Source organism: Brevundimonas sp. (assembly GCF_016463485.1).
Lineage (GTDB): Bacteria > Pseudomonadota > Alphaproteobacteria > Caulobacterales > Caulobacteraceae > Brevundimonas.
The window spans coordinates 23,311-34,003 of record NZ_JAEMRD010000021.1; the positions used below are offsets into that span (position 1 = coordinate 23,311).

A 10,693-nucleotide genomic window follows, 5' to 3' on the forward strand; every position below is an offset into this window, starting at 1 on the left:
CCCGGGAAACGCGCGCAAAGTGCATCCCAACGACCGCGAGTCTGACGGTCGAGGGAGGTTTCATGTCCAGGATTCACACAGGCGCGGCTCTGGTCGTGCTCGCGGCCGCCGCGTCGCTCGCCGCCGCTTCCACCGCCAACGCCCAGTCCTACGGCCGGCTCGTCGTCTTCGGCGACAGCCTGACCGACAACGGCAACCTGTTCGCTATCACCGGCGGGGCCGCGCCGGCCGCGCCCTTCGTCAACGGCCGCTTCTCTACCGGGCCCGTGTTCGTCGAGCTGCTGGGATTCAACCTGGGTCGCCAGACGGCCGGCTCGCCGGTGACCGGCAGCATCAACTACGCCTATGGCGGGTCGCGCACTGATACGGTGGCGTCGCCCGGACCAGGCATGCGGACTCAACTGACTTCCTACACGTCGGCGGGCGGACGGTTCGGCGCAACCGATCTGGTCAGCATTCTTGGTGGCGCGAACAACATCTTCCAGGCCCTGCCGGCGGCGGGCGCCACATCCAATCCGACCGGCGCGATCTCGCCCGTGTCGCTTGGGGCGGCGGCCGATATCAACTTCCTGACCAACAGCGTGGCGGCGGCCGGGGCGGGGACCGTTCTGGTCACGAACCTGCCCAAGCTCAGCCTGACGCCGCAGTTCCGCAACACCACGGCGGCACCGCTGGCCGATTTCGCGGTGACGACCTTCAACGGTGCCCTGCTGACCGGCCTGCAGTCGACGGCGGCGGCCAATCCGAACGCCAACATCATCTATATGGACCTGTTCAAGATCGGTGACGTGATTGCGGGCAATCCGGGCCAGTTCGGCATCACCAACGTGACCGACCAGTGCGCCCTGGCCACGCCGCGCTGCGCCGATCCCGGCTATTTCTATGTCGACGGGGTCCACCCGACGGCCCTGGGGCACCGGCTGATCGCCCAGCTGGCCAACGACTACCTGTATTACGCCGACATCGGCGCCCAGAGCGCGGTGATGGGCGAGACCTCCTATCGCCACCGCGAGGACAGCTTGGACGAAGGTTCGGCGGCGCTGTCGGGTCATGGCGACTGGGCTGACGGGACGACGGTGTCGGTCAGCGGATCGTACGACCAGACCGACAGCGACCGGCGCGGCGTCGTGGCGGCGGCCGCGTCCGAGGGCTACGGCCTGCGGTTCGCGGTCGAGAACGCCTGGTCCAATACCTGGAAGGTCGGGGTCGCGGGCAGCTATCGTCGCGCCGACGTCGTAGGCGGCCGGCTGGAGACCGATCTGAACACCTATGCGTTCGACGTCTATGGCGGCTGGCGGTCGGGCGCGATGTTCGTCAATGCGACGGCCGGCGCGGCGGCGGACCAGTTCGACACCCGGCGCCTGACCTCGATTGCGCCGGTGGTCCACATCGGCAAGGCCGACGGCGTCAGCAAGGGCGCGCGCGCGCAAGGTGGCGTGTGGATGGACCTCGGTGGTATCGCGATCTCGCCCCGCGTGGCGGTGTCGTGGGTGTCGTCGACCGTCGATGGCTTCATCGAACAGGGCCCGGCGGCCGCCTATGACTATAAGGGTCGCACGGTCCAGGTGCTGAGCGCCGAGGCCACCCTGCGGGCCGAGGCCGACATGGGCGGCTTTGCCCTGTTTGCCGAGGGCGGCTATCGCGACGCCCTGGACGACAGCTCCGACGCTGTGCGTACCGGTATCGGCTACAACACCGCCAAGGTATTGGCCCGTCAGGTGGACGAGCCGTTCGGGGGCCAGATCCTGGCCTCGGCCGGGGTGCGCGGCGACCTGGGGCCGATCTCGGTGGATATCGGCTATCGCGGCCGGTTTGGTGATCATGCCGACAGCCACATGGGCGGCATTACCCTGACGCTGCCGCTGCAATAGAAGGATCGGAGTTCCCCGGGTGCGACCTTGTGTCCGCCCGGGGTGCCCCAAAGTCGCCCTTTCGGGGGGAGACAAGGCGGCCCCTCCGTCACCCCGGATCGATGCAACGGCGTTCCTCGCCGCGTCGTGGGATGATGGTCCTCCCTGCTCAGTCTTGCAGCGACCGGAGCCGACGATCCTATGCGCCGACTACTGCCGCCCGCGCGGTCCTATCTCATTCGTTTCGGCCAGACGGCCGGTCTTCTGGCCATCGCCGGGATGGCCATGGCGGCAGCACCGCTCGCGCCTGTCACCGTGACGGCCGCCGATCCGGTCGCCGTCCCTGCGGCCGCCCCCGTCATTGCGGTTGCCGCGCCAGCCGGGCCGGTGACCCGCGAGATCGCCTTCGCCGAGCCTGTGCCGGGCTTTGCCATCAACTCCCGCTTCGGGATGCGACGTCTGGGCGGCGAGCCCGGCGTTCGCCAGCACAAGGGCGTCGATATCGCCGCCCCGACCGGCACGTCCGTCTATGCCTCGGCCGAGGGACAGGTGCTGCGCATCGGCTACGACCCCGAGGGCTATGGCAACTTCATCGAGATGCGCCACCCGAACGGCATGACCAGCCTGTATGGCCACCTGAGCCGCGTCGATGTGGCCTCGGGCGACAAGATCGCTCCCGGTGAGCGCATCGGCCTGATCGGCTCCACCGGCTATTCGACCGGCCCGCACCTTCATTTCGAGGTCCGTCGCGGCGGCTCCCAGATCAACCCGACCCGGGTCATGGGGCGCAGCTTTCAGGTGAAGGTCACGTCCGCTTCGACCTGAACGCGCCGGACGCCAGTACGCCCGCCGTCGCGATCAGCAGGATCGAGCAGACCACCATCCACAGCGGATGGGGCAGCATGGCGAAGTTGGCGATGGTGGCGGCCAGGATCACCGCCATGATGACCCAGGCCGTCCAGGCGCGGCCCGACACTCGCACCGCCGCCAGTCCGCCCAGCAGGACCGCGATGAAATAGGTCGCGACGATGCCGATCTTGGACGCGACGGGGGTAGCGTCCATCATGGCCTCGACGGCGGCCGGATCGTTCATGTCCACGGCTGTGCCGCCGGTCAGGGCGTGGATCGCAAGCTCGCCGGCCATGACCGCAGCGAAGGCCACGACGACGCCGACCACGATCCCCAGAATGATTTTAAGCACGGTTCCCTCCCAAAGCCCCTGGCCGGAGAGTCTCGCCGCACGGGCCGGCCGTCAAGACGAACGGCGTCGTGGCAAAAGCGGTTTGTCGGTGCCGACCCCTTTGCTAAGCGTGAGGGGTCGGTCCGGAATCGCCTTGCGGTTGGATCGAGGCAGGGGAGGCGAGCATGGCGGCATTGACGCTGGACGGCGTGAGCAAACGCTACGGGGAGTTCCAGGCGGTGCGGGACCTGAGCTTCCAGGTCGAGAAGGGCGCGATCTGCGGGTTCCTGGGCCCCAATGGCGCGGGCAAGACCTCGACCCTGCGGATGATCCTGGGACTGCAGCCGGCGACGTCGGGGCGGATCGAGATTCTGGGGGCCGACGATGGGCGCAAGGTGCGCGACCGGATTGGCTTCCTGCCCGAGGAGCGGGGCCTGTACAAGAAGATGACGCCGGTGGACGCCATCGCCTTCTTCGGCTCGCTGAAGGGGGTGCCGGTCGCCGAGGGCCGCAAGCGCGCGCGCGAGATGCTGGACGCGCAGGGCCTGGGTGCCTCGAAGAACAAGAAGATGAAGGAGCTGTCCAAGGGGATGGCGCAAAAGGTTCAGCTGATCGCCTCGGTCGTGCATCGGCCGGAGTTCGTGATCCTGGACGAGCCGTTTTCGGGCCTTGATCCGGTCAACCAGCAGGGGCTGGAGACGGTGATCCGCGACCTGGCGGCGAACGGCGCGACGGTGCTGTTCTCGACCCATGTGATGCAGCACGCTGAGCGGCTGTGCGACCGGGTGGTGCTGCTGGCGCGGGGGCGCAAGGCTTTTGAGGGGACGGTCGCCGAGGCGCGCGCGACGTCGCGGCGGTTCCTGGAACTGGAAGGGGCGATCGACCCCAACGCCGTGGGCGGGCTGCCCGGTGTGACCGGCGTCGAGGTGCTGAACGACGCCGACGGGGTGCGCACGCTGAAGGCGGCGCTGGCGGCCGATGCGGCCGGGCAGGAGACGCTGAAGGCGGCCTTCCTGACGGGTCTGGACGTACGGCGGTTCGAGCTGAAACAGCCGACCCTGCATGACGCCTTCATCGACCTGACCGGGGATCACCCGGACCAGGATCAGTCGGTGGCCAAGCCGGCTTCAGGAGCCGCCCGATGAACCGCACCCTGTTGATCGCCCGTCGCGAATACATGGCCTATGCCCGGACGGTCGGGTTCTGGCTGTCGCTGCTGGCCTTTCCGCTGTTCGCCGTGCTGGGCGGCGCGATCCCGATCCTGATGCAGACGTCCGAGCCCGTGCGGCGGGTCGTCCTGATCGAACAGGGACCGGAGGCGCAAGGCCTGTCGGCCGCGGTACGTGACGCCCTGGCCTCGGATGCCAAACGCCGTCAGGACCGCGCGAAGGAAGCCGCCGAGACGGCTGCCGCGACGGGGGCCCAGACCTCTGCCGCCGGTGATGCGCTGCGGTCCCTGTCGAGGCCGTCCATGCGACTTGTCCAGGCCCCGGCCGACATGGCCGCCGCTCCGAACGGCCCGGCCCAGGAGGCTGTGGTGCGTCGCTATCTGGAGGACGAAGACACGCCCCGCGACCAGCGGATCAGCGCGGTCGTCTTCCTGACGCGGATCGAGGGCAAGCCGTCCGCGCGGGTCTGGACCAGCCGCGCCACCGACGACACGGTCGAGGACTTCGTCCGCGCGGCGCTCAAGACCTATAACCGCAAGGAAACCTTCGCCCGGGCCGGCATCGATCCGACCGTGGTGCAACAGACCGAGGAGTTCCGCGCCGACGTCAGCGTCTTCTCGCCCCGCGCGGCCAGCGGCGGCGAGGTGTCTTTCAAGGACAAGCTGCCGGCCATCATCGGCCTGATCAGTGGCTTCCTGTTGTGGTCGCTGATCATCACCGGCGCCTCGATCCTGCTGAACAGCGTGATGGAGGAGAAGTCGAACAAGATCCTGGAGGTGCTGCTGTCCTCGGCCTCGGCGACCGAGATCCTGGCCGGCAAGGTGCTGGGGGTGGCGTTGCTGACCCTGACGGTGATGGGGGCCTGGGGCGGGATCGGCCTGTTCGGCCTGCTGACGGCGGCGCCGGCGCAAGGGGCGCAGGTGCTGGAGATCCTGTGGGGCGGCGGTCTGCTGGCCTGGTTCGTGGCCTTCATGGTCGGCGGATACCTGATGTACGCGGTGCTGTTCGCGGCCATCGGTGCCTTCTGCGAGACGCCGCGTGACGCCCAGACGCTGATGGGGCCGATCATGATGATCCTGGTGGTGCCGATGATCACCATGCAGATGGCCCTGACCTCGCCGGACAGCCCGGTGGTGCGCATCCTGTCCTGGATCCCGCCGTTCACGCCCTTCCTGATGATGGCGCGGATGCCCTCGCACCCGCCGCTGTATGAGTCGTTGGGCGCGCTGGCGGCCATGTTCGCCTTCGCCCTGTTCATGGTCTGGGTCGCGGGTCGGGCGTTCCGGGCCGGTGCCCTGTCGGACGTGAAGCTGAGCTGGAAGGCGTTCGGGTCGGCGATTCGTGGAGGGGGTCGGTAGGGCACCTGTCGGGCGCGTCTTTAGGTAGAGATTTGTTCCTGGAAATCGAATTTTCTACTTATTGCTGTATGTGCCGAATCAGACATTACTCGGTCTGCAAGAATGGATCGCGGCGGTAGCTGATCTCGGCGTCCCACGCGGCCCCTGTAGGGAAGGCGTTGCGATGGGTAGACGTGCGGATCCTGATGTCTGGGCCCTCACAGGCCGGGAAGGACTAACTGACTTTCTGGAACTTTACCGCGCCTGGCACGAGTTGGTGGACTACGATCCGCCACCGGTCTTGGGCGAGACGGCGCTGGAAAGCGACAGACGCGGCGAAGCGGCCTATGCGCGGTTGAAGGCTGTGGAAGCCTCGTTGCTTAATCATCAACCGACATCGCCAGTTGAAATTATCGGAATGCTGGAAGTCATCGCTAGCGATGAATGGGTGAGCACCGATCAGATGAACGCGATTCATTTGATCCAAAGCCATCTGGCAACCAAAAGCTTGAAGAGGGCGATCTCGCGCCAGACGATTATCGCACCGGAAGCTCTTTCCCAAGTCTCGATCTGATACGAGACGAAGAGGCGGCGCTTCACGCTGACCCCTTCGCAACCGGTCGCAGCAGGCTATAAGCCCGGCCATGATGCGTTTTCTGCTGGTCGGCTTCGGCGGAGCCCTGGGCTCCATGGCGCGCTATGGCGTGGGGCTGGCAGCGGCCCGCGTGGTGCCGGGCGCGACCTGGCCGTGGGCCACGATGACCGTCAACGTCGTCGGCGGCCTGTTGATGGGGCTGCTGGTCGGTTGGCTCTCGGCGCGGGCCGGGGCTGAAGGTGAAACCCTGAGAGTGTTCGCGGCGGTCGGCATTCTCGGCGGGTTCACGACCTTTTCGGCGTTTTCACTTGAGGTCGTTCTGATGATCGAGCGGCGTCAGTATGCGGCGGCGGCGGCCTATGTGCTCGCGTCGGTCGTGGTCTCGGCGGCGGCGCTGATGGTCGGGCTGATGATCGCGCGACGGGCGTTCGGAGTTTCGGCATGAGCTACGACCCCAACGACGACGCGCCGGACGCCCCCAAGGCCAGGGGGCCGGTCGGGGCGGCGGAGGCGCAGATTCTCTATGTGGCCGAGGCCGAGGACGGCATCCGGCTGGACCGCTGGTTCCGGCGGCGCTGGCCGCATCTGTCGAACATCCAGGTGCAGAAGATGGCGCGCGGCGGCCAGATCCGTGTCGACGGCTCGCGCATCAAGCCCGAAGGCCGTCTGACGGCGGGTGCCGCCGTGCGGGTGCCGCCAATCCCCGAGCCGATCGTGCGGGCCCCGGGCGAGCACATGGCCCTGACCCCGGCTGACGTCGCCTTCGCGAAGTCGTTGGTGATCTTCGAGGACGACCTGGTCATCGCCCTGAACAAGCCCCACGGCCTGGCGGTGCAGGGCGGGACCAAGACGACGCGGCACGTCGACCGTCTGCTGTCGGCCTGGGGCGAGGGGATGGAGCGGCCGCGCCTGGTGCATCGGCTCGATCGCGATACGTCCGGCGTCCTGTTGCTCGGCAAGGGACCGGAGGCGGCCAAGCGGCTGTCGGGAGCCTTCGCCCGGCGTCAGGCCAAGAAGACCTACTGGGCCATCGTCCACGGCATGCCCAAGCCGAACGCCGGTCAGATCGATCTGGCGCTGAAGAAATCCGGCATCAACGACTATGAGATCATGCGCCCGGCCGAGCCGAAGGAGAACGGGGCCGAACCGGCCGAGACGGCCTTCGCCCTGATCAGCCATGCGGGTCAGCGGGCCTCGTGGATGGCGCTGCGGCCCTTTACCGGGCGGACGCACCAGTTGCGGGCACACATGAAGGCGATCGGACATCCGATCCTGGGCGACCCCAAATACGGCGATGAGCGATCGGCCGAGCTGTCGGGACCGCTGAAGCTGCAACTGCATGCGCGCAGGATCGAGCTGGATCATCCGTCGGGCGGGCGGCTTGTCGTCGAGGCGCCGATCAGCGCGGAGCTGCGCGCCGGCTTCCAGCATTTCGGCTTCGACGAGGGCGAGGCGGACTATGACCCGTTCGAGGGCGTCAGGCGGATGCGGTGAATAAGATTTCCGCTCATCCCGGCGAAAGCCGGGACCCAGTGTTTTGGGCGATCAGTCTGTCCGCGTCTTACGGCCCATGTCCAACGCACTGCCTTACAAAAGAACTGGGTCCCGGCTTTCGCCGGGATGAGCGGCAGGTATGAAACCCCTCGCGGTCTTCGACATCGACGGCACCCTGGTGGACTCGCGGGCCTCGATCCATGAGGCGTCGTGCGAGGCGGCTCGGGCTTTGGGCCTGGCCGAGCCGGACTATGAGCGGGTGCGCCAGGGCGTAGGGCTGAGCCTGACCGAGGCGATGCGGCAGCTGGAGCCGGGGCTGGATGCGGCGGGGCTGGCGGCTTTCGTGGCGGCGTTCCAGAGCGCGTTCCGACGGCTGTATGACTCGGGCCACGAAGAGCCGCTCTATCCCGGGGCGATGGACCATCTGCACCGGCTGAAGGCCGACGGATGGCGGCTGGCCCTGGCAACGGGGCAGAACCGGCGCGGCGTGGCGCGAAACATGTTGCGCGAGGGCTGGGCCGACCTGTTCCTGTCGTCGCATTGCGCCGAGGACGGTCCGGGCAAGCCCGATCCGGCCATGCTGAGCGCGGCGATGCGGGCGTGCGATGCCTGTCCCGCCACCACCGTGATGATCGGCGACACGGCCCATGACGCGACCATGGCGGTCAATGCCGGGGTCGTGCCGCTGGGCGTGGCCTGGGGCTTTCACACGCCTGAGGAACAATGGGCGGCCGGGGTCGTGCATGTGGCTTCTGATTTCACCGACCTGGAGGCGGCGCTGGCCCGGTTCGCCGCCGAAGCCCGCCCGCAACGCCTGACCGCCTGAGACCCGAACGATGAGCCACATCCCGCCACTGGACCCCATGGTCGCCGCCCGGAAGGGATTCCGCGAGTCCGAGGAACGGCTGAAGCGGTTCTGGAAGACCGCCGGGGTCGAGGCCGTGGAGGGCGGCTGGCGCGTCGTGCTGGACGGCCGGCCGCCGAAGACACCGGCCCATGCGGTCTTCGTCCTGCCCACCGAAGCCGCCGCGCGACTGGTCGCCGACGAATGGGACGCGCAGGGCGAGTTCATCGAACCGGGAACCATGCCCGCCACCCGACTGGCGGCGACCGCCATCGACCGCGTCAGCCAGACCCGCGAACCTGTCGCCGAAGAGATCGCCGCCTACGCCGGGTCCGACGCGATCTGCTACGTCGCCGAGCATCCGACGGGGTTGGTGGCGGAACAGGCCAGGGCCTGGGGGCCTTGGCGGGACTGGGCAGCAGCGGAACTGGGCGTGGTGCTCGAGGTCGCCGAGGGGATCATCCACAAGGCCCAGGATCCGTCGGCGATCGCGCGGGTGCGGGCGCTGGCGCTGGAGGCCGACGACTTCGCCCTGACGGCGCTGGCGACGGCCGTGCCCCTGCTGGGCTCGGCCGTACTGGGTCTGGCGGTGATGCGCGGGGCGCTGGCGGGCGAGGCGGCCTTCGACCTCAGCCGGATCGACGAGGCCTATCAGGAACGCCAATGGGGCGTGGACGCCGAGGCCGCTGAACGCACGGCCGCGCGGCGGGCCGAGGCGGTGCTGGTCGATCACTGGTTCAGGGCGCTGGAGCGCTGACTTTCCAATCCGGAAAGTTTTCACTTGCCAGGCTGGAAAGCGTGCGTCATTTTCCAGTCTGGAAAGTGAGGACGCCATGCCTGAACCCGAGACCGACATCTCCGACCCCGCCGAGGCCCTGGCCTCGCTGAAGGCGGCGCGCGGCGCGGTAGGGCGCAATATGACCTATCCGTTTGGCTACGACCTTCTCTACGGCGGGGTCTGCGCCCTGCTGGTGGCCGGTCAGGGACTGCCACAGCCCTGGGCCGTTCTGACGGTTCCCATCGCCCTGGGGGCCTTGGCGCTGATGGTGCGCTGGTGGAAGAATCGGTTCGGCTTCTGGGTCGACGGGTTCCAGCCCAAGGGCGCGCGCTGGGTCGCCGTGGTCGTCGGGGTGCTGTTCGCGGCCCTGACGATCGGCTCCCTGGTCGGGCGCGAGAAGGGTATTCTGTGGCTGCCGCTGGCGATGGGAGCCGTTGCCTTCGTCGGTGCCGTCGTGGGCGGGCGCTGGTGGATGGCGGTCTATCGTCGCGACCTGGCCGAGACCGTCGAATGAGCCTCGTGCCCGCGCTCGACCCCGTCATCCATGCCCCGGGACGGCTCCAGATCTGCGGCGTGCTGGCGGGGGTTCAGGACGCCGAGTTCGCCATGGTCCGCGATGCGGTCGGGGTGTCGGACTCGGTCATGTCCAAACACGTCAAGCTGCTGGAAGAGGCGGGCCACATCGCGGTGTCGAAGGTGGCTTCGGGCGGCCGCCAGCGCACCTGGCTGAAGCTGACGGCGGGGGGGCGCAAAGCCTTCCAGGCCCATGTGGCGGAGCTGACGCGGCTGGCGGGGGTCGCTCGCTAACCCTGCCGATAAGGCGACATCTCCACCGTCATCTCCTCGATCCCCTGAAGCACCGCAGGCCGTTCGCGATCGAGGTAGTCGGCGACGGCGTGGCGAAGGCCCCGGTTCTCGATCCAGTGGGCGGAATAGACGGGGGAGGGCAGATAGCCGCGCGCGACCTTGTGCTCGCCTTGGGCACCGGCCTCAACCCGGGACAGGCCGTGCGAGATCGCGAAGTCGATGGCCTGATAGTAGCAGAGCTCGAAATGGAGGAAGGGCACCTCTTCCAGCGCGCCCCACTGGCGGCCGTACAGGGCGTCGCGGCCGATGAAGTTGAGGGCCCCCGCGACCGGCGTCTCGTCGCGGAACGCCATGATCAGGGCGATCCGGTCGGCCATGGTCTCGCCGATCATGGAGAAGAAGGCGCGGGTCAGGTAGGGGCGGCCCCACTTTCGGCTGCCGGTGTCCATGTAGAAGGCGAAGAAGGCGTCCCAGTGCGCCTCCTTGATCTCGGTGCCGGTCAGGACGCGGATGTCCAAGCCTTGCTGGGCATCTCGGCGTTCACGGCGGATGGTCTTCCTCCGGTTCGACGACAGGGCGGCGAGGAAGTCGTCGAAGCTCCCATAGCCCCGGTTCCGCCAGATGAACTGGGTGTCGATG

At 68.0% G+C, this 10,693-nt stretch carries 13 protein-coding genes; 11 read left to right on the top strand and 2 right to left on the bottom strand.

Annotation, left to right across the window (positions count from 1 at the left end; all coding sequences use genetic code 11):
- The first annotated feature begins 62 nt into the window (after nucleotides 1-62).
- Together JHC99_RS05370 and JHC99_RS05375 are read left to right on the top strand one after the other, a co-directional pair.
- Nucleotides 63-1,871 carry an autotransporter domain-containing protein gene (locus JHC99_RS05370; protein ID WP_292152429.1) on the top strand — a complete coding sequence of 603 codons (1,809 nt, stop codon included), beginning with the start codon at nucleotides 63-65 and terminating at the stop codon, nucleotides 1,869-1,871.
- 180 nt (nucleotides 1,872-2,051) lie between these two features.
- The gene (locus JHC99_RS05375) at nucleotides 2,052-2,675 is read left to right on the top strand and encodes a M23 family metallopeptidase (RefSeq protein ID WP_292152430.1); all 624 of its coding nucleotides are present in this window, start codon (nucleotides 2,052-2,054) and stop codon (nucleotides 2,673-2,675) included.
- Here JHC99_RS05375 and JHC99_RS05380 read toward each other — a convergent pair.
- Nucleotides 2,656-3,051 (bottom strand): hypothetical protein, encoded by a 396-nt coding sequence (locus tag JHC99_RS05380; RefSeq protein ID WP_292152431.1) that lies wholly within the window; start codon nucleotides 3,049-3,051, stop codon nucleotides 2,656-2,658. The genes JHC99_RS05375 and JHC99_RS05380 overlap by 20 nt on opposite strands.
- A gap of 164 nt (nucleotides 3,052-3,215) precedes the next feature.
- Here JHC99_RS05380 and JHC99_RS05385 point away from each other — a divergent pair, with 164 nt between their 5' ends.
- From JHC99_RS05385 to JHC99_RS05425, 9 genes are all read left to right on the top strand, one after another.
- Nucleotides 3,216-4,175 carry an ATP-binding cassette domain-containing protein gene (locus tag JHC99_RS05385; RefSeq protein ID WP_292152432.1) on the top strand — a complete coding sequence of 320 codons (960 nt, stop codon included), beginning with the start codon at nucleotides 3,216-3,218 and terminating at the stop codon, nucleotides 4,173-4,175.
- Entirely contained in the window at nucleotides 4,172-5,557 is a 1,386-nt protein-coding gene (locus JHC99_RS05390; protein WP_292152433.1) for an ABC transporter permease, read from the top strand. The genes JHC99_RS05385 and JHC99_RS05390 overlap by 4 nt, the downstream gene beginning before the upstream one ends.
- 163 nt (nucleotides 5,558-5,720) lie before the next feature.
- Nucleotides 5,721-6,110: a hypothetical protein gene (locus tag JHC99_RS05395; RefSeq protein WP_292152434.1), complete on the top strand. Its 390-nt coding sequence runs from the start codon at nucleotides 5,721-5,723 to the stop codon at nucleotides 6,108-6,110.
- Nucleotides 6,111-6,180: 70 nt separating this feature from the next.
- Nucleotides 6,181-6,576: a fluoride efflux transporter CrcB gene (gene crcB / locus JHC99_RS05400; RefSeq protein WP_292152435.1), complete on the top strand. Its 396-nt coding sequence runs from the start codon at nucleotides 6,181-6,183 to the stop codon at nucleotides 6,574-6,576.
- A complete protein-coding gene (locus JHC99_RS05405) occupies nucleotides 6,573-7,625 on the top strand; it encodes an RluA family pseudouridine synthase (protein ID WP_292152436.1) in 1,053 nt (350 codons plus the stop codon). Before crcB ends, JHC99_RS05405 begins: the two co-directional genes overlap by 4 nt.
- 139 nt (nucleotides 7,626-7,764) lie before the next feature.
- Nucleotides 7,765-8,451 (top strand): HAD-IA family hydrolase, encoded by a 687-nt coding sequence (locus JHC99_RS05410; RefSeq protein ID WP_292152437.1) that lies wholly within the window; start codon nucleotides 7,765-7,767, stop codon nucleotides 8,449-8,451.
- A gap of 10 nt (nucleotides 8,452-8,461) precedes the next feature.
- Nucleotides 8,462-9,226 (top strand): ATP12 family chaperone protein, encoded by a 765-nt coding sequence (locus JHC99_RS05415; protein WP_292152438.1) that lies wholly within the window; start codon nucleotides 8,462-8,464, stop codon nucleotides 9,224-9,226.
- 76 nt (nucleotides 9,227-9,302) lie between these two features.
- The gene (locus JHC99_RS05420; protein ID WP_292152439.1) at nucleotides 9,303-9,761 is read left to right on the top strand and encodes a hypothetical protein; all 459 of its coding nucleotides are present in this window, start codon (nucleotides 9,303-9,305) and stop codon (nucleotides 9,759-9,761) included.
- A complete protein-coding gene (locus tag JHC99_RS05425; protein ID WP_292152440.1) occupies nucleotides 9,758-10,054 on the top strand; it encodes a transcriptional regulator in 297 nt (98 codons plus the stop codon). Before JHC99_RS05420 ends, JHC99_RS05425 begins: the two co-directional genes overlap by 4 nt.
- On the opposite strand, the gene JHC99_RS05430 is transcribed toward JHC99_RS05425, so the two are convergent.
- Nucleotides 10,051-10,693: GNAT family N-acetyltransferase (locus tag JHC99_RS05430; RefSeq protein WP_292152441.1), on the bottom strand; the 643-nt coding region annotated here is incomplete at its 5' end. The two genes, JHC99_RS05425 and JHC99_RS05430, sit on opposite strands and share 4 nt — an antisense overlap.

Coding starts and splice junctions, on each gene's coding strand:
- JHC99_RS05370 (WP_292152429.1), top strand. CDS start 63: ATGTCCAGGATTCACACAGGCGCGGCTCTGGTCGTGCTCGCGGCCGCC.
- JHC99_RS05375 (WP_292152430.1), top strand. CDS start 2,052: ATGCGCCGACTACTGCCGCCCGCGCGGTCCTATCTCATTCGTTTCGGC.
- JHC99_RS05385 (WP_292152432.1), top strand. CDS start 3,216: ATGGCGGCATTGACGCTGGACGGCGTGAGCAAACGCTACGGGGAGTTC.
- JHC99_RS05390 (WP_292152433.1), top strand. CDS start 4,172: ATGAACCGCACCCTGTTGATCGCCCGTCGCGAATACATGGCCTATGCC.
- JHC99_RS05395 (WP_292152434.1), top strand. CDS start 5,721: ATGGGTAGACGTGCGGATCCTGATGTCTGGGCCCTCACAGGCCGGGAA.
- crcB (WP_292152435.1), top strand. CDS start 6,181: ATGATGCGTTTTCTGCTGGTCGGCTTCGGCGGAGCCCTGGGCTCCATG.
- JHC99_RS05405 (WP_292152436.1), top strand. CDS start 6,573: ATGAGCTACGACCCCAACGACGACGCGCCGGACGCCCCCAAGGCCAGG.
- JHC99_RS05410 (WP_292152437.1), top strand. CDS start 7,765: ATGAAACCCCTCGCGGTCTTCGACATCGACGGCACCCTGGTGGACTCG.
- JHC99_RS05415 (WP_292152438.1), top strand. CDS start 8,462: ATGAGCCACATCCCGCCACTGGACCCCATGGTCGCCGCCCGGAAGGGA.
- JHC99_RS05420 (WP_292152439.1), top strand. CDS start 9,303: ATGCCTGAACCCGAGACCGACATCTCCGACCCCGCCGAGGCCCTGGCC.
- JHC99_RS05425 (WP_292152440.1), top strand. CDS start 9,758: ATGAGCCTCGTGCCCGCGCTCGACCCCGTCATCCATGCCCCGGGACGG.